Source organism: Rhodopseudomonas sp. (genome assembly GCF_013377015.1).
GTDB lineage: Bacteria > Pseudomonadota > Alphaproteobacteria > Rhizobiales > Xanthobacteraceae > JARJEH01.
Map to the genome: position 1 here is coordinate 1,339,630 of NZ_JACABA010000002.1, position 24,247 is coordinate 1,363,876.

General features: G+C 64.8%; 19 protein-coding genes. 18 read left to right on the plus strand and 1 reads right to left on the minus strand.

Features of this window, described 5'->3' with window-relative positions; all coding sequences use genetic code 11:
• Window positions 1–62 precede the first annotated feature (62 nt).
• Together HXX15_RS14780 and HXX15_RS14785 are read left to right on the plus strand one after the other, a co-directional pair.
• A complete protein-coding gene (locus HXX15_RS14780) occupies window positions 63–1,841 on the plus strand; it encodes a tetratricopeptide repeat protein (RefSeq protein ID WP_296516812.1) in 1,779 nt (592 codons plus the stop codon).
• Window positions 1,842–1,854: 13 nt separating this feature from the next.
• A complete protein-coding gene (locus HXX15_RS14785) occupies window positions 1,855–2,745 on the plus strand; it encodes a 4-(cytidine 5'-diphospho)-2-C-methyl-D-erythritol kinase (protein WP_296516813.1) in 891 nt (296 codons plus the stop codon).
• Between the two features lie 34 nt (window positions 2,746–2,779).
• Here HXX15_RS14785 and HXX15_RS14790 read toward each other — a convergent pair whose 3' ends face one another.
• A complete protein-coding gene (locus HXX15_RS14790) occupies window positions 2,780–3,790 on the minus strand; it encodes a polyprenyl synthetase family protein (protein WP_296516814.1) in 1,011 nt (336 codons plus the stop codon).
• Window positions 3,791–4,027: 237 nt separating this feature from the next.
• On the opposite strand from HXX15_RS14790, the gene HXX15_RS14795 reads away from it, so the two are divergent.
• The 16 genes from HXX15_RS14795 (at window position 4,028) to HXX15_RS14870 (ending at window position 24,244) form a co-directional block, all read left to right on the plus strand.
• On the plus strand, window positions 4,028–4,255 hold the full coding sequence (locus tag HXX15_RS14795) for a DUF2007 domain-containing protein (protein WP_296516815.1): 228 nt from the start codon (window positions 4,028–4,030) through the stop codon (window positions 4,253–4,255).
• Window positions 4,248–5,012: a methyltransferase gene (locus HXX15_RS14800; protein WP_296516816.1), complete on the plus strand. Its 765-nt coding sequence runs from the start codon at window positions 4,248–4,250 to the stop codon at window positions 5,010–5,012. The genes HXX15_RS14795 and HXX15_RS14800 overlap by 8 nt, the downstream gene beginning before the upstream one ends.
• Window positions 5,013–5,285: 273 nt before the next feature.
• Window positions 5,286–6,197, plus strand: coding sequence for a S49 family peptidase (locus HXX15_RS14805; RefSeq protein ID WP_296516817.1), 912 nt, complete (start codon window positions 5,286–5,288; stop codon window positions 6,195–6,197).
• 101 nt (window positions 6,198–6,298) lie between these two features.
• A complete protein-coding gene (locus tag HXX15_RS14810; protein WP_296516818.1) occupies window positions 6,299–6,490 on the plus strand; it encodes a hypothetical protein in 192 nt (63 codons plus the stop codon).
• Window positions 6,491–6,913: 423 nt separating this feature from the next.
• Window positions 6,914–7,846, plus strand: coding sequence for a glycine--tRNA ligase subunit alpha (locus HXX15_RS14815; protein ID WP_296516819.1), 933 nt, complete (start codon window positions 6,914–6,916; stop codon window positions 7,844–7,846).
• Entirely contained in the window at window positions 7,846–10,086 is a 2,241-nt protein-coding gene (glyS, locus tag HXX15_RS14820) for a glycine--tRNA ligase subunit beta (protein ID WP_296516820.1), read from the plus strand. The genes HXX15_RS14815 and glyS overlap by 1 nt, the downstream gene beginning before the upstream one ends.
• Window positions 10,087–10,353: 267 nt before the next feature.
• Complete coding sequence (locus HXX15_RS14825; RefSeq protein WP_296516821.1) at window positions 10,354–11,448, plus strand: hypothetical protein; 1,095 nt, start codon at window positions 10,354–10,356, stop codon at window positions 11,446–11,448.
• A 338-nt stretch (window positions 11,449–11,786) separates the two neighbouring features.
• Window positions 11,787–11,942: a DUF3096 domain-containing protein gene (locus HXX15_RS14830; RefSeq protein WP_296516822.1), complete on the plus strand. Its 156-nt coding sequence runs from the start codon at window positions 11,787–11,789 to the stop codon at window positions 11,940–11,942.
• Between the two features lie 90 nt (window positions 11,943–12,032).
• Complete coding sequence (ppdK, locus tag HXX15_RS14835) at window positions 12,033–14,975, plus strand: pyruvate, phosphate dikinase (RefSeq protein ID WP_296516823.1); 2,943 nt, start codon at window positions 12,033–12,035, stop codon at window positions 14,973–14,975.
• A 143-nt stretch (window positions 14,976–15,118) separates the two neighbouring features.
• Complete coding sequence (locus HXX15_RS14840) at window positions 15,119–15,508, plus strand: hypothetical protein (protein ID WP_296516824.1); 390 nt, start codon at window positions 15,119–15,121, stop codon at window positions 15,506–15,508.
• Between the two features lie 96 nt (window positions 15,509–15,604).
• On the plus strand, window positions 15,605–16,009 hold the full coding sequence (locus HXX15_RS14845; RefSeq protein WP_296516825.1) for a FixH family protein: 405 nt from the start codon (window positions 15,605–15,607) through the stop codon (window positions 16,007–16,009).
• On the plus strand, window positions 16,006–17,421 hold the full coding sequence (locus HXX15_RS14850; protein ID WP_296516826.1) for an efflux RND transporter periplasmic adaptor subunit: 1,416 nt from the start codon (window positions 16,006–16,008) through the stop codon (window positions 17,419–17,421). Before HXX15_RS14845 ends, HXX15_RS14850 begins: the two co-directional genes overlap by 4 nt.
• Entirely contained in the window at window positions 17,418–20,579 is a 3,162-nt protein-coding gene (locus HXX15_RS14855) for a CusA/CzcA family heavy metal efflux RND transporter (protein ID WP_296516827.1), read from the plus strand. The genes HXX15_RS14850 and HXX15_RS14855 overlap by 4 nt, the downstream gene beginning before the upstream one ends.
• A gap of 200 nt (window positions 20,580–20,779) precedes the next feature.
• A complete protein-coding gene (locus HXX15_RS14860) occupies window positions 20,780–22,216 on the plus strand; it encodes a cell wall hydrolase (protein WP_296516828.1) in 1,437 nt (478 codons plus the stop codon).
• A 334-nt stretch (window positions 22,217–22,550) separates the two neighbouring features.
• Window positions 22,551–23,537, plus strand: coding sequence for an MDR family oxidoreductase (locus tag HXX15_RS14865; RefSeq protein WP_296516829.1), 987 nt, complete (start codon window positions 22,551–22,553; stop codon window positions 23,535–23,537).
• Window positions 23,538–23,641: 104 nt separating this feature from the next.
• Window positions 23,642–24,244, plus strand: coding sequence for a hypothetical protein (locus HXX15_RS14870; protein ID WP_296516830.1), 603 nt, complete (start codon window positions 23,642–23,644; stop codon window positions 24,242–24,244).
• Window positions 24,245–24,247 lie beyond the last annotated feature (3 nt).

Consider the following 24,247-nt stretch of genomic DNA (forward strand, 5'->3'; position numbering starts at 1 on the left):
CAGTCGGCTCGGCCTTTGGGCCCACCGAGCGTTCCGCAAATCCTGGAGCTAGGCGAACCTTGATGTTTCTCATTCGATTTCGTCGCTCGATGATTGCCGCCGTCGCGCTAATGGCGCTGCCGATCTCGGGTCAGGTCCTGGCCCAGACCCCGGATCACCCCACCGACAGTTCGGCGCAATTCCCAACCAGTCAGGATTTGCGAGCCTTGACCACGGCCGGCAGCTATCTCGCTGCGCGCCATGCCAGCGTTGAGCGCGACGCCAGCTCGGCGGCGACGTTCTATCGCTCGGCGCTGCGCCGTGATCCGGCCAACAACGAATTGCTCGATCGCGCCTTCATCTCCTCGCTCGCGGATGGCGATATCGACGAAGCCGTGAAGCTCGCCGACCGTCTTCTGAAGATCGACAAAGCCAATCGGGTGGCGCGGCTGGTGGTCGGCGTGCGCGATCTGAAGCACAAGAAATATCCGGCGGCGCTGTCGAACATCAACCAGTCGGTGCGCGGTCCGATCACCGATCTGGTGGCGACGCTGCTGGCGGGCTGGGCCAGCTTTGGCGCCGGCGACACCAAGGGCGCGGTCGCCAACATCGACAAGCTGGCGGGGCCAGAATGGTATCCGATCTTCAAGGATCTGCATTCCGGCATGATCCTAGAGCTGGCGGACAAGCAGAAGGACGCCGGCGCCAGGCTGGAGCGGGCCTACAAGCTCGACGATTCCGCCCTGCGGGTGTCGGACGCCTATGCGCGCTGGTTGTCGCGCAACAAGGATGCCGCGGCCGCCACTGCGGTCTATGACAATTTTGACAAGAAGCTGGCGCGGCATCCGTTGGTGCTCGAAGGCATTCGCGAAACCAAGGCCGGCAAGAGACTGCCGCCGCTGGTCGACGGCCCGCAGGCCGGCGCCGCCGAAGCGCTGTACGGCATCGGCGCGTCGCTGACCCGCCGCGGCGGCGAGGATCTCGCGCTGGTCTACCTGCAGCTCGCACTTTATCTCGAGCCCAGTCACGCGCTGGCGCTGTTGTCGCTGGGCGATCTCTACGAGGCGGTGAAGAAGCCGCAGATGGCGATCAAGGCCTATGAACGGGTGCCGGCCACTTCGCCGTTGAAGCGCAACGCGCAGATCCAGCTCGCGACCGATCTGGATGCTTCCGATCGCAGCGAAGAGGCGATCAAGATCCTGAAGGGCGTTACCGCGGAAGATCCGCGCGACCTCGAGGCAATCATGGCGCTCGGCAACATCGAGCGCGGCCGCAAGAAGTTCGCCGATTGCGCGGTGACCTATTCGCAGGGCATCGACGCGTTGTCGGGCGCCGAGAAGAACAACTGGGTGTATTATTACTTCCGCGGCATCTGTGAGGAGCGTTCCAAGCAGTGGGCCAAGGCCGAAGTCGATATGAAGAGGGCGCTGGAGCTGCAGCCGGAGCAGCCGCATGTCCTCAATTATCTCGGCTATTCGTGGATCGATCAGGGTATCAATCTCGACGACGCCATGAAGATGATCAAGCGCGCGGTCGATCAACGTCCGGACGACGGTTACATCGTCGACTCGCTGGGCTGGGCCTATTTCCGGATCGGCAACTTCCAGGAAGCGGTCAAGAACCTCGAACGCGCGATCGAGCTGAAGCCGGAAGATCCGACCATCAACGATCATCTGGGCGACGCCTATTGGCGGATCGGCCGCATCCTTGAAGCCAATTTCCAGTGGGCGCATGCCCGTGATCTGAAGCCGGATCCGGAGGAACTGCCGAAGATCGAGGCCAAGATCGCTAACGGTCTGTCGGAAGACACCTCGTCGGCGGCCTCCGCGGACAAGAAAAAAGAAGACGGCAAGGGCGGCTGAGTTGAGTGACGGAATGCCGAGTCCTGCCCTGACCGATCGGGCGCGCGCCAAGGTCAACCTGACGTTGCGGGTGCTTGGCCGCCGCGTCGACGGCTATCATGAGCTCGAAAGTGTGGTGGCGTTCGCTGATTGCGCCGACCGCCTGACGCTGCAGCCGGGCCCAGAACTCCATCTCACCACCACCGGTCCCGGTGCCGTCGATTGCGGCGACAGTGCCGACAATCTGGTGATCAAGGCGGCGCGACTATTGGCCGAGCGGGTCGAAGGCTTGCGCGCCGGCGCGTTCGCGCTCGACAAGCATCTGCCGGTCGCGGCCGGGATCGGCGGTGGTTCGGCGGATGCCGCCGCGGCGCTGCGGCTGCTGGCCCGCGCCAACGAGCTGGCGACCGACGACGCCCGGCTGATCGAGGTGGCGCGTTTGACCGGCGCCGACGTGCCGGTCTGCGTCGCATCGGCGGCCTGCATCATGGCCGGCGTCGGCGAGAGCCTGACGCCGCTCGAACTGCCGGAACTGCCCTGTGTGATGGTCAATCCGCGCGTCGCGGTGGCGACCAAGGACGTGTTCGCCGCACTCGGTCTCGGCAAGGGCGAGTTGCTGGCCGGTGCCGCCGATCACGTCGCGGCGCCGATCTGGCCGCGAGGCGCTGCCTCGGTCGCGCAATGGGTCGAACAGCTTGCCGCGAGTAGCAACGATCTCGAAGCCCCGGCGCTGAAGGTCGAGCCCGTAATCGGCGATGTGCTCAAGGCGCTGCGCCACGCGCCCGGTTCGCTGCTGGCGCGAATGTCCGGCTCCGGCGCCACCTGCTTTGCTATTTTCGGCTCGGATGCCGACGCGCAGGCCGCAGGGCAAGCGATCCGCACCGCGCACCCGCGCTGGTGGGTGCATGCGGGGATGCTGAGCTGACCAAGCCCTCAATCGCCGGGGACGGCGCTGCCGCTTAGTGCGACCGCGCCAGACAGAACGCCACCACCTGCTCCAGCGCGGATTTCATCGGCGACGACGGGAACAGCGCCAGCGCGTCGACTGCCATCGCGCCATAGTGCTGGGCGCGATTGATGGTGTCTTCCAGGGCGCGGTGCTTCGTCATCAGGCCGATCGCCTGGTCGAGATCGGCCTCGGCGATTTCGCCGCGCTCCAGCGCGCGCACCCAGAATTCGCGCTCGGCGTCGTTGCCGCGGCGGAACGCCAGTACTACCGGCAGGGTGATCTTGCCCTCGCGGAAATCGTCGCCGACATTCTTGCCGAGCTTGGCGGCCTTGCCGCCGTAATCGAGCACGTCGTCGACCAGCTGAAATGCGATGCCGAGATTCATCCCGACCGAGCGGCAGGCGGTCTGCTCGGCTTTCGGACGGTTGGCGATCACCGGGCCGACCTCGCAGGCGGCGGCGAACAGTTCGGCGGTCTTGCCGCGGATCACCGCGAGATATTCGTCTTCGGTAGTGGCGGTGTTTTTTGCCGCCGCCAGCTGCATCACTTCGCCTTCAGCGATGGTCGCCGCGGCCGACGACAGAATATCGAGCGCGCGCAGATTGCCGACCTCGACCATCATCCGGAATGCCTGGCCGAGGAGGAAGTCGCCGACCAGCACGCTGGCCTCGTTGCCCCACAGCATCCGCGCCGACAGCTTGCCGCGGCGCAATTCGCTTTCGTCGACCACATCGTCATGCAGCAGCGTGGCGGTGTGCATGAATTCGACCGAGGCCGCGAGCTTGATGTGGCCGTCGCCGGTATAACCAGTGAGATTGGCCATCGCCAGCGTCAGCATCGGGCGCAGCCGCTTGCCGCCCGAGGAGATCAGGTGGTTCGCCACTTCCGGTATCATCGTGACTTCGGAGCCGGTCCGCGACAGAATGGTCGCGTTGACGCGTTCCATGTCCGCGGCGACAAGTTCGACCAATTGATCTATCGAGGCAGTCGAGGGGCCCTCGAAGGGTACGATAACGGCCACGCTGGGTCTCCAAATTTCGGGAGCGTTTCGAGCAAGACGAGCGCGGCTCGCTGAAAACAGCCCTGATTCCAAAGCTCGGGGCGAAACCCGGGCGGACGGTATAATCCGCTGCCCATTTCGCTCCGTCGTCGTCGAAGTTCACACTATATCATGCGAACGACCGTGTAACGAGGCGACGCGTTCGAACCGCGCCGATCGAGCGGGAGCTATAATGCAGGGATTGAGGGAGAAGCAAGCGTGCGGGAACTGGTGCGGACCAATGACGTGGTGCTGGTGTCGGCGATCGGCGCGCTGCTCGATGGCGCCAACATCCACCATCTGGTGCTGGATCAGAACATGAGCATTCTCGAAGGCTCGGTTGGTGTGATTCCGCGCCGTATTCTCGTCCACGACGACGACAACAGAGCTGCGCGTCAGGTTTTGACGGATGCAGGTCTGGCCCACGAACTTCGTGCCAATGACTGACTCGGCGGAACTCACCGAGGACGGATTTCTCGGCGGACGGCTGCGGTTGCGGCAGCCGAAGTCGGGGCATCGCGCCGGCCATGACGCGATGCTGCTGGCGGCCGCGACATCGGCGCGGCCGGGCGATCGCGTGGTGGAGTTCGGCGCCGGCGTCGGCGCCGCGGGTCTGGCAGTGGCGTCGCGCGTCGCGGCGATCGCGCTGGTGCTGGTCGAGATCGATCCGGATCTCGCGGATCTCGCGCGCGGCAACGCGGCCCGCAACAATCTGCCGGCCGAGGTCTGCGTGCTGGATATCGCATCCGGCGCCGACGCCTTCGCCGCTGTCCGGTTTTTCCCGGACAACGCTGATGCGGTGCTGATGAATCCGCCGTTCAACGACGCGTCGCGGCATCGGTCATCGCCGGACGCGGCCCGGCAGATTGCTCATGTGGCGACCGCGACTACGCTGGAAGCTTGGGTGCATGCTGCCCGTCGGGTACTGAAATCAGCCGGGGTGCTGACGATGATCTGGCGCGCCGACGGTCTCGCCGACGTGCTCGCGGCGCTGGAGCGCGGCTTCGGCAGCGTTGTGGTATTGCCGGTTCACGGCAAGGCGGGGGAGCCGGCGATTCGGATCTTGGTTCGGGCGGTCAAGGGCGGACGGGCGCCGCTGGCGATCTATCCCGGGTTGATGCTGAACGATGCATGGGGGGTGCAAAGTCCGGCGGCGCAGGCGGTGCTGAGCGGGCAGCAGCTCCTACCGCTGGCGACGCTCTGAGCGCGGCGGCTTTGCGATGGAACTTCGCGCTGGTTCGCGCGGAAATTAGGCAGCCTGATTATTGCGGCAGCGTTTTCGATTTCTGCTCCGGCGCCGTGGTGAAATGAACCGCGGTCAGAATCGCGCCGATTAGCGTCATCAGCAGGTAGATTTTCATCTTGCTCTCCGCTGCTTCGTTGCAGCCAATGCTTATATAAATTGCGCTTTGCAAGAGACGTTCCAGCCGGCCACGCATGTTGGGTAGAAAATAATGGTTAATCTGAGGATAACGCCATGAGCGATCAGACAACGGCCGATCACGAATCCGCGGGCTTGCTGGACGGCCTGATCAAATTGATTCCACGGCGCTGGCGGCCCGGCGTTCCGGTGGTGCCGGTAGTGCGGCTTTCCGGCGTGATCGGTGCGGTTACACCCTTGCGGCCGGGGATGTCGCTGGCCGGGGTCGCCCGTGTGCTGGAGCGCGCGTTCTCCACCCGCCACGCCAAAGCGGTGGCGCTGGCGATCAATTCTCCGGGAGGCTCGCCCGTGCAGTCGCGGCTGATCTATCTGCGGATCCGCCAGCTCGCCGCCGAGAAGAAGCTGCCGGTGATCGCCTTCGTGGAGGACGTCGCGGCGTCCGGCGGCTACATGCTGGCCTGCGCGGCCGACGAGATCTATTGCGATCCGTCGTCGATCCTGGGCTCGATCGGCGTGGTCGGCGGCACCTTCGGCTTTCCCGAGCTGTTGAAGAAGATCGGCGTCGAGCGCCGCATCTACACCGCCGGCGAGCACAAGGCGCAGCTCGATCCGTTCCTGCCGGAAGATCCCGGCGACGTAGCCCGGGTCAAGGCGCTGCAGCGGGAGATCCACGCGCTGTTCATCTCGCTGGTCAAGGACAGCCGCGGCGCGCGGCTGAAGGGCGCCGAGGACGAACTGTTCTCCGGCGAATACTGGGCCGGCGAAACCTCGGTGAAACTGGGCCTTGCCGACAGCCTCGGCGACCTCCGCTCGGTGCTGCGGGCGCGATTCGGCGACAAGGTTCTAACTCCGGTGATCGCGCCGTCGTCGGGGATGTTGGCGGGACTGCTCGGCCGCAAGTCAGGCGGCGCTGAAATCGTCGGCTCGCTCGACGGTCTTGCGGGCCTTCCAGACGGGTTGATTTCCGCGCTCGAGTCGCGCGCGATCTGGGCCAAATATGGCTTTTGAGAGGTAGCGCCCGCGCCATTTCGCCTCGCATGATCCGATTGCGGCGCAGCCGCGCTTGCGCGAGGATATGGTGGGGATGCGAGAGAGAAGAGGATCGAACGATGCCGCCGCTGATTGCATTCGCAGGCGCCCTTGGGGGCATAGCCGTGATTCGCTGGGCGTACCGGACCGCCAAGAGGATCAACCAGGAATTGGACGACGCGCGGAGATCGATCCTCGCTGAAGCCAACCGCAGAACCGAGATTCCGACGTTGCGGCAGGATCCGGTGACCGGCGCCTACCGACCGGGCTAGATCCGTTTCGGCTTTTGCCGGACCTCAAAATAGCTGCGCCGGCCTTCGGGCGGGGCACCGCCCGTTAGAGCCGACGAGCGATTTTGGAGGCTAGTTCTCAGCGGCGAGCCCGACGGCCGTTGCTGAGCAGGGGTGCGATCGAGAGAACAATGATCACCGCACCGATGGTCTGAAACGCAATCATTTCGGGCTCCCAATGTGACGCCGTTGGCCGGCCTGAGCCGGATCGCGCTTAAGCGCAGGTGACGATAATCGTTCAATTCCTAACGATTTCCGGCGCCGCGCGGCGCGGCTGTTGCGGCGGTTAACGCCGGGTTAGCGGGAGCTACGGCCGCCCGCGGCGAGGACATTGCCTTGATTCCGCGGTGGCGCGCCGATACGGTCCCGCGCGCCCGACAATCCTCGCGAATCTCAAAGCCGATCATGGACTCAATGCCTCCGCACATGCGCCCGGAACGCTCGTTCCAGGGCCTGATCCTGACGCTGCAGCGGTTCTGGGCCGATTACGGCTGCGTGATCCTGCAGCCCTACGACATGGAGGTTGGGGCCGGCACCTTCCATCCGGCGACCACGCTGCGCGCGCTCGGGCCGAAACCATGGCGCGCCGCCTATGTGCAGCCGTCGCGGCGGCCGAAGGATGGCCGCTATGGCGAGAACCCGAACCGGCTGCAGCACTACTACCAGTTCCAGGTGATCATCAAACCGTCGCCGCCGGATCTGCAGGATCTCTACCTGAAGTCGCTGGCGGCGATCGGCGTCGACGCCGCGCTGCATGACATCCGCTTTGTTGAGGACGACTGGGAGAGCCCAACGCTGGGCGCTTGGGGCCTCGGCTGGGAATGCTGGTGCGACGGCATGGAAGTCTCGCAATTCACCTACTTCCAGCAGGTCGCTGGCGTCGAATGCGCCCCGGTGGCAGGCGAACTGACTTACGGCCTCGAGCGGCTGGCGATGTATGTGCAGGGCATCGACCGGGTCTACGATCTCAACTTCAACGGCCGCGACGGCGCCGACAAGGTGACCTATGGCGACGTTTTCCTGCAGGCCGAGAAGGAATATTCGAAACACAATTTTGAACACTCCGATGCCGAGATGCTATTCGCGCAATTCGCGATGGCGGAGACCGCCTGCCAGAAGTATCTCGAGGCGGGCTGGAAAGACGGCAAGCGCGAGTGGCATCTGATGGCGCTCCCGGCCTACGACCAGTGCATCAAGGCCAGCCACGTCTTCAATCTGCTCGACGCCCGCGGCGTGATCTCGGTGACCGAGCGCCAAAGCTACATCGGCCGCGTCCGCGACCTCGCCAAAGCCTGCGGCGAAGCCTGGCTGCATACTGACGCCGGCGGAGCCGCGTAATGCCCGATCTTCTGCTCGAACTATTCTCCGAGGAAATCCCGGCGCGGATGCAGGCCAAGGCGGCCGAGGATCTGCGCCGGATGGTGACCGGTAGGTTGGTCGCCGAGGGGCTGGTCTATGACGGGGCGAAAGCGTTCGCGACGCCGCGGAGGCTGGCGCTGACCGTGCACGGGATTCCGGCGCGGCAGTCGGACCTCAAGGAAGAGCGCAAGGGGCCGCGGGTCGGCGGGCCGGATGCCGCGATCCAGGGGTTTCTGAAGGCCACCGGTCTGGCCTCGCTCGACGACGCCAAAATCCAGCGCGACCCGAAGAAGGGCGATTTCTACATCGCGCTGATCGAGAAGCCCGGCCGCCCCACGCTCGACGTGCTGGCCGAGATCATCCCGCTGATCGTCCGCACCTTCCCGTGGCCGAAATCGATGCGCTGGGGCGAGCGCTCGGCGAAATCCAGTGCGCTGCAATGGGTGCGGCCGCTGCATGCGATCACCGCCACCTTCGGCATCGATACCGAAGAGCCCGAAGTTGTGCCGTTCGAGCTCAGCGGCATCAATTCGGGCCAGACCACCTATGGCCATCGCTTCATGGCGCCGGCGCCGATCGCCGTGCGCCGCTTCGCCGACTACGAGGCCAAGCTGTTCGACGCCAAGGTCGTGCTCGATCCGCAACGCCGCCGCGACATCATCCTCGCCGATGCCCGCACGCTGGCGCAGGCGCAGAACTACGAACTGGTCGAGGACCATGTGCTGCTCGACGAGGTCGCCGGGCTGGTCGAATGGCCGGTGGTGCTGATGGGCTCGTTCGACGCAGAATTCCTGTCGATCCCCGGCGATGTGATCCGCGCCACCATTCGCAACAATCAGAAATGCTTTGTGGTGAACGATCCCGCGACCGGCAGGCTCACCAACAAATTCATTCTGACCGCCAATATCGAGGCCAGCGACGGCGGCGCGGCGATCATCGCCGGCAACGAGCGGGTGATCCGCGCGCGGCTCTCCGACGCGAAGTTCTTCTACGAGGCCGATCTGAAGACGAAGCTGGAAGACCGGCTGCCTAAATTCGACAATATCGTGTTTCACGAAAAGCTCGGCAGCCAGGGTGAACGCATCGCACGGATCGTGCGGCTCGCCGCCGAGATCGCACCCCTGATCGGCGCCGATGTCGAGAAGACCAAGCGCGCCGCGACCCTGTGTAAGGCCGACCTGCTGACCGAAGTGGTCGGCGAATTCCCAGAGCTGCAAGGCCTGATGGGTAAATACTACGCGCTGGCGCAGGGCGAAGACGCCAGCGTCGCCGCGGCTAGCGAGGAGCACTACAAGCCGCAAGGCCCGGCCGATCGGGTGCCGATCGATCCGGTCAGCATTGCGGTGGCGCTGGCCGACAAGATCGACACGCTGGTCGGGTTCTGGGCGATCGACGAGAAGCCGACCGGCAGCAAGGACCCCTACGCGCTGCGCCGTGCGGCGCTGGGCGTGATCAGGCTGATCGTCGACAGCGGCCACCGCGTTCGGCTGGGCGACATCGTGCTCGATGCCCTGCTTCCGTTCCGAGTGGTCGAAGTCCGCCGGGAAGCCGCCGAGAACAACGACCTCTGGGACAAGCTCAATGAGCGCCTGGATATGCGGGAATTGCGGCTGCGCGACCGCTGGAACGATTATATCAACGCCAAGGGCGGAATCATTCTCGAGCGCGAGCAGGGCATCGCGCTCGCGCTGCGTGGCGACTTGCTGTCGTTCTTCGCCGATCGCCTGAAAGTCCAACTCCGCGAGCAGGGCGCGCGGCATGATCTGGTCGATGCGGTGTTCTCGCTCGGTGGCCAGGACGATCTGCTGATGGTGGTACGCCGGGTCGAGGCGCTGGCGGCCTTCCTCGCCACCGACGACGGCAAGAATCTGCTGGCCGGCGTCAAGCGCGCGGCGAATATTCTGCGCATCGAAGAGAAGAAGGACGCGCGCAGCTATGACGGCGCGCCGGATCAATCCCTTTACAGCGAAGCCGCCGAGTCGGCGCTCGCCTACATGATCATCGTGGTGAAGCAGGACGCTTCCGCCGCGGTCGCCAGGGAAGATTTCGCCGCCGCGATGAGCGCGATGGCGAAGCTGCGTCCGGCGGTCGATGAGTTCTTCGATCACGTCAAGGTCAACGACGACGATCCCGCGGTGCGCGAGAATCGCCTGAAGCTGCTCAACGAAATCCGCGAAGCGACGCGCGCGGTGGCGGACTTTTCGAAGATTCAGGATTGAGGACGCGGCATCGCCAAGGCCCGTCATTCCGGGGCGCGAGCGCGTAGCGCGCGCGAACCCGGAATCTCGCCCCACGGCCGAGCCGCAAGATTCCGGGCTCGCTTACGGCTTCGCCGTGCGCGCCCCGGAATGACCGCGGTCAATGTGTGGCTCCCCAGAAATGCCCCGACACATCCGGAAATATTTACCCCGCGTTAACCATGAGCTGGAAAGGTCGCCGCCGGTAACGGTTTCTTAATCGTTGCGTCCAGACCAGGCGGGGATCCGATGACCACGGTCGGCAGCAGTCTCAATCCATATGCGCAATACGGCTCGGCCTATGCCCGCGCCGCGGCGACGCAGCCATCGCTGGCCAATATCCTTGCCGGTAACGAGGAGGCATTGAGCTCCAACGCCGCGACCAATCTGACGCTGTCGGACGCCGCGCGCGCCCAGCTGGCCAACGCCGCGGCGCTACCGGACTTCACCACGGTCACCGCGCAGGCGCGGACCACGCTCGATGGCCTCTATGCCGCCGCCAAGGTGAGCGGGCCGATCGGCAGCGATGGCAAGCCGAGCATCGATCTGGCTAAGCTGGATCGCCGTGCGCTGTTCGCGATTGCCACAAACAACGCCGGAAAATTCACCGCCGCCGAGCAAAGCGTGGCCGCGACCGAACTTGGCGGCCGCTTCAACGCGGCCTTGGCGCCGGCCACCGCGACCGCGAAACTGACCGGCGATTTCAGCGGTATCTACAAGGCCGCGCTGACCTATCTCGACGGCGCCAGCAGCGAGGAGAAGGCCACCGCCGCGTGGTCGGCGCAGCGCGCCGCGGTGGTAAAGGGCGTCCAGGCGACGCAGCAGGACCCCACCAAGGCCCCGTCGGGAATCGCCAACGATCCGGTCGCTACCTATCTGGCGCAAGACTCCGCCGGCAGCGCCGCTCCAACGCAGGACTTCTCCAGCGTCGCCAAGGCGGTCCGCGCCGCGCTCGACGCCCAGGCCAGCGCCGCGACGGCGGCCGGAAAGGAACTGGTATTCGATTCCGGTCGCAAAACCGGCCAACTCGTCGACCTGTCGTCGATCGACAATCGCTCGCTGTCTGCGGTGTCGCTGAACCAGGATCAGCTGTTCTCGCCACAGGAAAGCTTCGCCGCCAAGCAGGAGCTTGGTTCGCGCAACCGCGCCAGCATCCTGGCCGCGCTGAAGCAGAGCCAGAGCTCGGGCGATCCGACCCAGCTCAGCCTCGGGATCCTCAATACCTATTCGGCGATGAGCGACGAAGAGCGCCAGGCCTCGAACTGGACACCGGCGTTCCGCGACAACGCCGTACAAAGCTACAAATCGACCCGGTCGCTGCTGTCGATGCTGAAAAGCGCATAACAGGACGCGCAGAGAAAAGCCCCGCCCGGCGGGGGGACGGGGCGGGGCTCTCCTGTCTCAGTCGCAGTCGTTGCGCCTGAGCCTCGTCCGGGCGAATTTCTCGCTGGCCTGAACGATTCGGTTTTTCGAAGGTTATCGACGCAACGCGCCGGCGGCCGCGATGTTCCCGAAAATCTCCGTGATCGGTCGCTGCAATATCTGGCAATCTGTCGGCGCATGGAACCCGGGACGGTCAGACGCGTGTCATCGGGCGGCTGCTATCCCGCGACCCGTCGGACCGCTAAAACCGCCATACGATTCGACATCACTCCCCGCCTCAATTTTAGTTGGAGACTCATATGACCATTACTAGCGCCCACATTCCGGCGATCGTCGCCCTGATCGCCGGCATTCTCATCCTGGTGATGCCGCGGCTGCTCAATCTCGTGGTCGCTATCTATCTGATTTGCATCGGGTTGATCGGCCTCGGCGTGCTTCGGTTCTTCCACCTTTAGTCTTGAGCAACGGCAAGCCAGCTTGCGCGTGGTCGCCAAAACGTGGTGTATGGCGGCCACTCTTTTCCCTCTTGCGGACTGTTGAAAGCCATGGCCAAAGCCGCTTCGAAGACCAAAAAGATCGTCGCGAAATCAAAGCCTTCCGCGCCCTCGCGGGGAAAGGGCGCAGTCTCGGGCAATGCCCGCAAGATGCTGGTCAAGAGCCCGCCGAAGTCGGCGGCCAAGGTTGCCAAGAAGGCGGCGGCGAAAGCCGTTGCCAAGCCGGTCAAGAAGTCCGCTGCCAAGCCCATCGCGAAGCCGGTCAAGGCCGTCGCAACCAAGGCCGCCGCGGTCAAGGCCGTCAGCGCGCCGAAGCCCGGCCAGTGGGTCTACACTTTCGGTGACGGCAAGGCCGAGGGCAAGGCCGCGATGCGCGACCTACTCGGCGGCAAGGGTGCTAATCTCGCCGAGATGGCCAATCTCGGCCTGCCGGTACCCCCCGGCTTCACGATCCCGACCTCGGTCTGCACCTACTTCTACGCCAACGACAAGACCTATCCGAAAGAGCTGAAAACCCAGGTCGAGAAAGCGCTGGCACATGTCGGCAAGCTCGCCGGCAAGGGCTTTGGCGACGCCAAGAATCCGCTGCTGGTGTCGGTGCGCTCCGGTGGCCGCGCCTCAATGCCGGGCATGATGGATACCGTGCTCAATCTCGGACTCAACGACGTCACCGTCGAAGCGCTGGCGGAGAAGTCGGGCGACCGCCGCTTCGCCTTCGACAGCTACCGCCGCTTCATCACCATGTATTCCGACGTGGTACTCGGCTTCGAACATCATCACTTCGAGGACATTCTCGATACCTTCAAGGACAGCAAGGGTTACGCGCTCGATACCGACCTGTGCGGCGACGACTGGGTCGAGGTGGTTAGCGAGTACAAGGAAGCGGTCGCCCGCGAGACCGGCGAAGAATTCCCGCAGGACCCGCATGCGCAATTGTGGGGCGCGATCGGTGCGGTGTTTTCATCCTGGATGAACGCGCGCGCGGTGACCTATCGCAAGCTGCACGACATTCCGGAATCCTGGGGCACCGCCGTCAATGTGCAGGCGATGGTGTTCGGCAATATGGGCGAAACCTCGGCCACCGGTGTCGCCTTCACCCGCAATCCCTCGACCGGCGAGAGCCGGCTGTACGGCGAATTCCTGATCAATGCGCAGGGCGAGGACGTCGTCGCCGGCATCCGCACCCCGCAGGACATCACCGAATATGCCCGGCAGGCTTCCGGTTCCGAAAAGGCATCGATGGAGCTGGCGATGCCGGCCGCGTTCAAGGAACTGACGCGGATCTACACGCTGCTGGAGAAGCACTACCGCGACATGCAGGACATGGAGTTCACCGTCGAGCAGGGTAAGCTGTGGATGCTGCAGACCCGCGGCGGCAAGCGCACCGCCAAGGCGGCGCTCAGAATCGCGGTCGAACTCGCCAGCGAGGGCGTGATCAGCAAGAACGACGCGGTGTCGCGGATCGATCCCGCCTCGCTCGACCAGTTGCTGCACCCGACCATCGATCCCGCCGCCAAGCGCGACGTGATCGCCACCGGCCTGCCGGCGTCGCCTGGCGCGGCTTCAGGCGAGATCGTGTTCTCCTCGGACGAGGCCGCCAAGCTGCAGGCCGACGGCCACAAGGTCATCCTGGTGCGGATTGAGACCTCGCCGGAAGATATCCACGGCATGCACGCCGCCGAAGGCATTCTCACCACCCGTGGCGGCATGACCTCGCACGCCGCCGTGGTGGCGCGCGGCATGGGCAAGCCCTGCGTTTCCGGCTGCGGCTCGATTCGGGTCGATTACGGCCGCGGCACCATGACGATCGGTTCGCGCACCTTCAAGACCGGCGATATCATCACCATCGACGGCGCGGTCGGCCAGGTGCTGGCCGGGCGGATGCCGATGATCGAGCCGGAACTGTCCGGCGAGTTCAACACGCTGATGGGTTGGGCCGACCATGTGCGCAAGCTCGGGGTTCGCGTCAACGCCGACACCCCGGACGACGCCCGCACCGCGATCAAGTTCGGCGGCGAGGGCATTGGCCTGTGCCGCACCGAGCACATGTTCTTCGAGGAAACCCGGATCCGCACCGTGCGCGAGATGATCCTCGCCGAGGACGAACAGGCCCGCCGCGCCGCGCTGGCCAAGCTGCTGCCGATGCAGCGCGCGGATTTCGTCGAGCTGTTCGAGATCATGAAGGGCCTGCCGGTGACAATCCGGCTGCTTGACCCGCCGCTGCACGAATTCCTGCCGCACAGCCAGGCAGAGATCGAAGAAGTCGCGCGCGCGATGAATACCGATCCGCGCCGGCTTGCCGACCGTGCCCGCGAACTGGCCGAATTCAATCCGATGCTCGGCTTCCGCGGCTGCCGGCTCGCGATCGCCTATCCGGAAATCGCCGAGATGCAGGCCCGCGCTATCTTCGAGGCCGCGGTCGAGGCGGGCAAACGCACCGGCAAGGCGGTCGGTCTCGAGGTGATGGTGCCGCTGATCGCTACCAAGATGGAATTCGATCTGGTCAAGGACCGGATCGATAGCACCGCGCATGCGGTGACGCGCGAGACCGGCGTCAAGCTCGCCTACAGCGTCGGCACCATGATCGAACTGCCGCGGGCCTGTCTGATGGCCGGCGCGGTCGCCGAAACCGCCGAGTTCTTCTCGTTCGGCACCAACGACCTGACCCAGACCACCTTCGGCATCAGCCGCGACGACGCCGCGAGCTTCCTCGGCACCTACATCGCCCGCGGTATCCTGACGGTCGATCCCTTCATCAGCATCGATCGCGACGGCGTCGGCGAATTGGTGAAGATCGGGGTGGCGCGCGGTCGCAAGACCCGGCCCAACCTCAAGGTCGGGATCTGCGGCGAACACGGCGGCGATCCCGCCTCGGTGGCGTTCTGTCACGAGGTCGGGCTGGACTACGTGTCGTGCTCGCCCTACCGGGTGCCGATCGCGCGGCTGGCGGCGGCGCAGGCCGCGCTCGGCAAGGCAGTATCGAGCCAGGCGTAGTGCTCTAATCTGTTGTGATAGCTTCAGGAAATGGCCCGGACCGTCCGGGCCATTTTCGTTTGGAGCGCCGGCCTCCAGGCTCGGTCGGCCTGCGGGATTGCCCGCGGCTTTTCATCATCCACCGAATATGCGATGGTTCTGCGGTGAACTGCATCTTCGCCATACGCCGGCTGCTCGCGATCCTGATGATCGCGGGACTTGTGCTGGCGCCGCTGTCCCGGCCGGTGATGGCCGGCATGCCGGCGGATGCGCCGATGCAGGCGATGGCCGGGCATGTGATGGACGAGATGTCCGCGATGGCAGACGACGTGGCCGAAATGCCGTGCTGCCCGTCGAAGGCGCCTGCACCGGTCGATTGCGACAAGTGCGTCACGATGGCCGGCTGCATGTCGATCTTCCTGACCGGGATGCCGACGGCGATCGTGTTGCCGCTTCCCGTCGCCTCCGACCGCGTCGCGTTGTTGACCAACGATTTCCGGCGCGACGGCCTCGGCCATCCACCGCCCGAACACCCCCCTCGAATCCTGGTCTGAGCGGCGCTGACGCGCCGCCCGCCGTCGCGTGATCTTTTCGCGCGACGCGACGTATGCCGCGTTTCGACCAGCCCCACTCTTTCGAGGTTATTCAAGATGAAGACCCAGTTCTCGCGCGCCGCTCAGGCCGCGTTAATCGCCGTTGCCATTGTTGGCTCGACCACGATCTCCCGTGCCGACATCAAGGACTACGAATTCCGTCTCACAGAGCCGACCGTCGCGGTCGGCAAGGACAAGATCGTCACCGTCCAGCTCATCAACAAGACCACCGGCAAGCCGGTGCCCGACGCGGTGATCTTCGCCACCCGGCTCGACATGGGCGCCGACGGCATGCCGGAAATGTCGACCAAGATCGTGCGCGAGCCGGGCGGTGAGCCGGGCAGCTACCGCTTCAAGGCCGCGTTCGGCATGGAAGGCCGCTGGACGCTGTCGCTCGGCGCCAAGGTGCAGGGCGAGACCGGCTCGGTCGAAAGCAAGCTCGTCATCACGGCGAACAAGTGAAGCGTGCTACGCTCGCGATCGTCACCGCCGCTGCGATAGCGGCGGTGGGCGGTGGCATTTTCGGTGTCCGCGAGCACCTTCGTGTCAAGGCCGCGCCGGGTGTCGCGTTGGTGACGCCAGCGGCGGCGCAAGCTGGCGACGAGCCGGTCTACTACCAGGACCCGGACGGCAAGCCGTCCTATTCGCTGACGCCGCGCAAGACGCCGGACGGCCGCGACTATCTCGCCGTGCCAGCCAGCGCCGATCTGAATTTCGACGACGATGCGTCCGCCGCGCCGCCGCCGGCACCGATGGCGACCGACCGCAAGATAAAATTTTACCGCAATCCGATGGGGCTGGCCGATACTTCGCCGGTGCCGAAGAAGGACTCGATGGGGATGGACTACATCCCGGTCTATGATGGGGACGACAGCGACGACGGTTCGGTGAAGCTGTCGCCGGGCAAGATCCAGCGCACTGGCGTCAAATCGGAAGCGGCCGGCCTGCGCGTCATTCGCACGATGATTCGCGCGCCCGGCGTGATTCAGCTCGACGAACGCCGGGTCTCGGTGATCGCGATGCGGTCGGAGAGTTTTGTCCAGAAGATCGCCGACGTCACCACCGGCAGCCGGGTCGCCAAGGGCCAGCCGCTGATGCAGGTCTACAGTTCCTCGATTTCGACCGCCGCGGCCGAATACATCGCCACTATCAACTCGAAGACCATTGGCGGCGTTGCATCCTACGGCCGCGGCTCGCGGCAGCGGCTGGTCAATCTCGACGTGCCGGACGCCGCGATCGTAGCGATGGAAAAGACCGGGACGGTGCCGCTCGTGCTCGAATGGTCGGCGCCGCGCGACGGCGTCGTGTTGGAACGCAACGCGGTTGAAGGCATGCGGGCGAATCCCGGCGACGTGCTGTTCCGCATCGCCGATATTTCGCTGCTGTGGGCGACGATCGATGTCGCCGAACGCGATCTCGGTGCGCTTTCGCTCGGCCAGAAGGTGATCGTTCGCGCCCGCAGCTATCCGGGTCGCGCATTCAACGGCGAGCTGAAGCTGATTTATCCGCAGATCAACAAGGAGACCCGCACGGCGCGGATCCGGATTGAGCTCAATAATCCCGATCTGGCGCTGATACCAGAAATGTATGTCGACGCCGAGATCGACACCGGCAGCGCGCGGCCGGTGCTGTCGGTGGCGGAAAGTGCGGTGCTCGACACCGGCAGCCGCCAGGCGGTGTTCGTCGAGAAAGGCCAGGGCAGGTTCGAGCCGCGCGAGGTCAAGCTCGGCCATCGCGGTGGCGGCTATGTCGAGATCCGCGATGGCCTCGCCGAAGGCGAACCGGTGGTGGTCTCGGCGAATTTCCTGATCGATGCCGAGAGCAATCTGAACGCTGCGTTGAAGGGCTTTTCGGACGCCGGAGCGAAGCCATGATCGCCCGCCTGATCGCCTGGTCGGCGCGCAACCTGCTGCTGGTGCTGTTCGGCGCCGGCTTTGCCGCCGCGGCGGGCATCTATGCGTTGAGCCATCTGCCGCTCGACGCCATCCCCGATCTCTCCGATACGCAGGTGATCGTCTACACCGAATATCCCGGGCAGGCGCCGCAGGTGATCGAGGATCAGGTCACCTATCCGTTGACCACCGCGATGCTGACGGTGCCGCGCTCGAAAGTGGTGCGCGGGTTCTCATTCTTTGGGGTGTCGTTCGTCTACGTAATCTTCGAGGATGGCACCGACATCTACTGGGCGCGCTCGCGGGTGCTGGAATTCCTCAACAGCGCCGCCTCGCGGCTGCCGACCGGCGTGGCGCCGACGATCGGCCCCGACGCCACCGGCGTCGGCTGGGTCTACCAATACGCCGTGATGTCGAAGGAGTTGAACCTCGGCGACACCCGCACGATCCAGGACTGGAATCTGAAATTTGCGCTGGCGAAGGCGGAAGGCGTCGCCGAAGTCGCCAGCGTCGGCGGCTTCGTGCGGCAGTACAACGTGATTCTCGATCCGCAGCGGATGCGCGACCTCGGCATCACCATGCCGAAAATGCGCGATGCGATCCGCGCCAGCAACGCCGACGTCGGCGGCCGCACCGTCGAACTCTCCGAATTCGAATACGTCATTCGCGGCAAGGGCTATCTGAAGGGCATCAACGATCTCGGCAACATCGTGCTGAAGAGCGCCGGCGGCACGCCGGTGCTGCTGCGCGACGTCGCGCGCGTCGAATTGGGTCCTGACGAGCGCCGTGGCATCGCCGAACTGAACGGCGAGGGCGAGGTCGCCAGCGGCATCGTGCTGCAACGCTTCGGCGTCAACGCGCTCGACGTGATCGACAACGTCAAGAAGCGCTTCAAGGAGATTGCCTCGGGCTTGCCGAAATCGGTCGAGATCGTCGCGGTCTATGACCGCTCCAACCTGATCAACGCCGCGATCGCCACGCTGAAAAGCACGCTGGTCGAGGAAAGCATCGTGGTGGCGCTGGTCTGCATTGTGTTCCTGCTGCATGTCCGCAGCGCGCTGGTGGCGATCATCATGCTGTCGGTCGGCGTGCTGATGGCGTTCGCCACCATGAAGCTGCTCGGCCTCGGCGCCAACATCATGAGTCTGGGCGGCATCGCGATCGCGATCGGCGCCATGATCGACGCCGCGATCGTGATGATCGAGAACGCCCACAAGCACCTGGAGCGCGCCGAGCCCGGTCGTTCGCGGGTCGAGGTGCTGATCGAGGCCGCGGCCGAAGTCGGGCCGGCGCTGTTCTTCAGCCTGTTGATCATCACCGTGTCGTTCATGCCGATCTTCACGCTGGAATCGCAGGAGGGAAGGCTGTTCAGCCCGCTCGCCTTCACTAAGACGTTTTCGATGGCGGCGGCGGCGCTGCTGTCGGTGACGCTGGTGCCGGCCTTGATGGTGATCTGCGTCCGCGGCCGGATCGTTCCGGAGCACAGGAATCCGATCAATCGTTTCCTGATCTGGATCTACCGGCCGGTGATCAAGGCGGTTCTGAATGCCAAGCTGGTCGTAATCCTCGCGGCAGTGGCGGTCCTCGCGGTCACGATCTGGCCGGCGCGGCAGCTCGGCACCGAGTTCATGCCGAGCCTCAACGAAGGCACGCTGCTCTATATGCCGACGACGCTGCCGGGCATTTCCGTCACCAAGGCCGCGGAACTGTTGCAGACCCAAGACCGCATCATCCACTCGTTCCCGGAAGTGTCCTTGGTCTATGGCAAGGCCGGCCGCGCCTCCACCGCTACCGATCCGGCGCCGTCCGAGATGTTCGAGACCATCATCAACCTGAAGCCGAAAGAGCAGTGGCGCGCGGGCGTGACGATCGACAGCCTCACCGCCGAGATGGATCGCGCGCTGCAGTTTCCAGGCGTCTCGAATGCCTGGACCATGCCGATCAAGTCGCGGATCGACATGCTGTCGACCGGAATCCGCACCCCGGTCGGCGTCAAGGTGATCGGCACGGATCTCGTCGAAATCGACAAGCTCGCCAAGCAGGTCGAGCAGGTGATCAAGACCGTGCCCGGCACCTCGTCGGCCTATGCCGAACGCGCGCTCGGCGGCTACTATCTCGACATCACGCCGGATCGCGCCGCGCTGGCGCGCTACGGCATCATGATCCAGGACGTCCAGGACGTGATAGCCACCGCGCTCGGCGGCCAGGCCGTCACCACAACGGTGGAGGGCCGGCAGCGCTTCTCGGTCAACATGCGCTATCCGCGCGACCTGCGCAGTTCGGCGCAGGCGATCGGCAGCGACGTGCTGGTGCCGATGCCGAATGGCGGCGCGGTGCCGCTCGGCGAGGTCGCGACCATCGCGCCGACGCGCGGGCCGACCTCGATCCGCACCGAGAACGGCCAGCTTGCGATCTACATCTATGTCGACATCCGCGATCGCGATCTCGGCGGCTATGTCGCCGATGCGCAAGCTGCGGTGAAGGCGAGCATCGCGTTTCCGGCCGGCTCCTATGTGGTCTGGAGCGGGCAGTACGAATATCTCGAGCGCGCCGCGGCGCGCTTGAAGATCGTGGTGCCGGTGACGTTGTTGATCATCTTCCTGCTGCTCTATCTCAACTTCCGCTCGGTCGCCGATACGCTGATCGTGATGCTGTCGCTGCCGTTCGCGCTGGTCGGCGGGATCTGGCTGATGTGGGCGCTCGGCTTCAACCTGTCGGTCGCCGTGGTGGTCGGCTTCATCGCGCTGGCCGGCGTCGCCGCGGAAACTGGCGTGGTGATGCTGATCTATCTCAATCACGCGCTCGACGAAATCCGCGCGTTGCGCGCTACGCAGGGCATCGGCGTGAGCCGGCAGGATCTTGCTGCCGCGATCATGAAGGGCGCGGTCGAACGGGTGCGGCCGAAGATGATGACGGTGGTGGCGATCATGGCCGGGCTCTTGCCGATCATGTGGAGCACCGGCACCGGTTCCGAAATCATGCAGCGGATCGCGGTGCCGATGATCGGCGGCATGGTGTCCTCGACGCTGCTGACGCTGATCGTAATCCCCGCGATCTACGCGCTGATCAAACGGTTCCATCTGCGTGATGCGTCACCGCTCGCGGAGCCGTCGCAAGAGGTTGTTCAGCATCCGCGTTGACAAGATGTTTACTACTTCGCTCAAGTGCTGATTCACCAAGGTTTGCGAACGCCTCGCGATCTCGCATGCGGAACTTGCGTGTTGCGCGCGGGCATCGCCGATTAACCCCCCCGCAACTTTAATTGGATATCAACAGAACCGATCGGATTGTCCGGATATAGGGCAAGATCGCGTATGTGTAGCGTTGCGTGAGCGTATCCATGTCAGTCATGCGTAACCGGCCGAGGGGCGCGCGTCTTGCGTCCTTCGGCCTCGGTCTCTGCGTCTTCGCCGGGATCCCGACAGAAGTCGGATATCAGGATATCGCATCGCTGCTGGCGCGGCAGCCGGGGGTTGCCGAGCGCTGGCAGCAGCGGATGTTCGCTTCCGCGTTCACCACCATCCAGGTTGCGACCTTCTCGTTCGGCCGTCCGATCGGGACCTCCACGCCGCCAAGCGCGGCCTACCGGCTGGCCAGCCTCGACAATCAGGGCATCGACATCACCGGCTCGGTGACGCGCAATCCACTGGAGCAGCCATTGCCGCGCTACCGCGCGGCGGATTTTCCCACCGTCGACCGCACCCTGAAGGGCGACCGCCTCACGATCGCGACGCCGGAGCTGGCGTCACCGGAAAACGCCCCTTCGTCGGCCGAGGGCGCTTCGTCTCCCAACGTCATGGGCGCCAAGACCGTCGAACGGATCCCCAACAACAGCGCCGCGCCGCTCGATGCCGAACTGGCCGAGGCGTTGCGGTCGGCGCCGCTGCCGCAATACGACGTTTCGATGTCGCTGGAAGGCGATCCGCTGCACGATGGCAAGGACGAGATCGGCGTCGGCGAAGGCGCGACCGCGCCGCGCCGCGATCCGTTCGCGTTCAAGACCGCCAGCCTGTTCTTCGGGACCGGTTCGCTCGGATCGCCCGGCGAGTCGCTGGAAAGCTGGCAGCCTGGCGAAGAGCCGGTGATCGTGCTGCCCACCGCGCTCGATCCGGACATGAAGGCGACGGCGTCGTTGCCTCTCGCGGCGGTGGAGCCGACGGCGGCCGGCGAAAGCATCGCCAGCAAAGGCGAGGTCAATGCCGACAATCAGCGCGTCAAGACGCCGGCCGAGCGGCTCGGCCTGCTCGACGAGAAGCTGCGTGCCAAGCAGGAGAAGTGTCTTACCGACGCGATCTATTTCGAGGCCCGCGGCGAAAAGGTGCGCGGCCAGATCGCGGTTGCGCAGGTGGTGTTGAACCGCGCATTCTCGGGGTTCTACCCGAACACGGTGTGCGGCGTGGTGTATCAGAACAAGCACCGCCATCTGGCCTGCCAGTTCACCTTCGCCTGCGACAACGTCGCCGACGTGGTGCGCGAACCCGACATGTGGGACCGCGCCCAAAAGATCGCCAAGGCGATGCTGGACGGCAAGCTGTGGCTGCCGGAAGTCGCGAAGTCGACGCACTACCATGCTTACTGGGTGCGGCCGTCCTGGGTGAACGAGATGAAGAAGCTGTACAAATTCGGCGTCCACACCTTCTACCGCCCGCGCGCCTGGGGCGACGGCAGCGAGGCGCCAAGCTGGGGTACCGAGGCCGAGACCGCGGCAATTTCGGCGAAACTGGCAGAGGCCGCGCATAGTTCAGCAGAGATGTCCGACGCCACGGTGCGGCGCTAACGGCGGCGGCTCATACGAGTCTTCAGCGCACGGAACAGGCCGGCAAGCCCGGCGCCGACAATCACGACATCGTCGGTTGTACCAGGATCACCGCGTCGCGCTCGCGCTTCACCTCGTTGATTGCCTTGACGTGGGGCGCCAGGAATGGCCATGATATGCTCATAATGAGTAAAATAGATATCGTATGCTCCTCGGGGTGCCCCCAGAGCTCAAAATTGATAAATCGTCAGACCTGATCGCCGGAAATGCATTGTCGTTGCGCAGCGCGCTTTACAGGCACCCCCGGCTTTCCGTAACTCGTTCGGGAAATCAAAACGCATTCAGGGAGCGCGCGGTGGCAATGTTCAAGGCAATCAGGATCGACAAGGCGGAAAAAGGCACCAGCGTCGCGCTGACCCAGTTCGACGAGGCCGAGCTGATGGACGGCGACGTCACCGTTGCGGTCGAATGGTCCACCGTGAACTATAAGGACGGCCTCGCCGTCACCGGCAAGGCGCCGGTGGTACGGCGGTTTCCGATGATCGCCGGCATCGATCTAGCCGGCACCGTGACGCAATCGTCGCATCCGGACTGGAAGGCTGGCGACAAGGTGATCTGCAACGGTTGGGGCATGGGCGAGACTCATCTCGGGGCCTATGCCGAGCGGGCGAGGGTCAAGGGCGACTGGCTGGTGCGGCTGCCGGACGGATTGTCGGCGCGGGACGCGATGGCGATCGGTACCGCCGGCTACACCGCGATGCTGGCGGTGCTGGCGCTGGAGAAGCACGGTCTAACGCCGAAGGATGGACCGGTGGTGGTCACGGGCGCCGCCGGCGGCGTCGGGTCGATCGCGATCGCGGTGTTGTCGAAGCTCGGCCATCACGTCATCGCCTCGACCGGCCGGATGGCGGAAGCGCCGTATCTGAAAGACCTCGGCGCCGCCGAAGTGATCGACCGCAGCGAGTTGTCGGGCCCCGCCAAGCCGCTGGCGAAGGAGCGCTGGGCCGGCGGCATCGACAGCGTCGGCTCCACCACGCTGGCCAATCTGTTGTCGATGACGAAATATCGCGGCGCGATCGCGGCCTGCGGTCTGGCCGCGGGCATGGATCTGCCATCGTCGGTAGCGCCGTTCATTTTGCGCGGCGTGTGTCTTTACGGCATCGATTCGGTGATGTGTCCGATCGAACTGCGCAAACAGGCCTGGGGACGCCTGGCGAGCGACCTCGACCACGGAAAATTGTCTGAAATTACTCAGGAAATCAATCTGGACGAGGTCATCGCGGCGGGCGCCAGGGTGCTCGAAGGCCAGGTTCGCGGGCGAATCGTGGTAAAAATTCTGTAACGCGTTCAGACTTTACCAACCAAGCTGCGCCAATGTTGCCACGGTTTGTATGGTAAGGATCGGGTAAAGTTAGTCACCCGAGCCCAGTAGGTCGGAGTTTGAGCATGTTTGTGCGTCTTGTGTTGGGAGCCTTTGCGGTCGGTGCGATGGTCGCGCCGGCACTGGCCGGATCGATGAGCGCGGACGAAGCCCGCAGATTCGTCGCCGGCAAGGTGTTCGCCTTCACCTGTTTTGATGGCACCAAGGGCGCCGGTCGGGTGTTCGACGATGGCGGGGCGGCGGGCGCGGTGCAGTTTTCCGGCTCCGGTCCGAGCCGCCACATGCGGCTTCCCGGCAATACGCTTCAGGTCCGCGGCCAGGCAATCTGCGCCTCGATCAAGGGCATCCCCTTCGAACCCTGCTTCAACCTGATCAAGAAGGACGAGGCCAGCTTTCGCGGCTCGGTGTCGGGCATGGGCTTCGCCTATTGCGATTTCCAACATCAGGGCGCCGGCCGCATGCTGATGGCGCGGGCCATGGCGCATCCGCATTCGCTGCGCGCGCCGCGATCGATCCAGGCCACCGAGCCGCTGCGCACCCAGGTGTCGGCGCGGGTCGAGACGCCGCGGGTGGAGACGGCGAAGATCGAGCCGGTGAAGAGCGAGCCCGCGACCACCGGGTCGGCAAGGGTCGAAGGCGCTTCCGAACTGCGCCAATCGACCGACTGAACG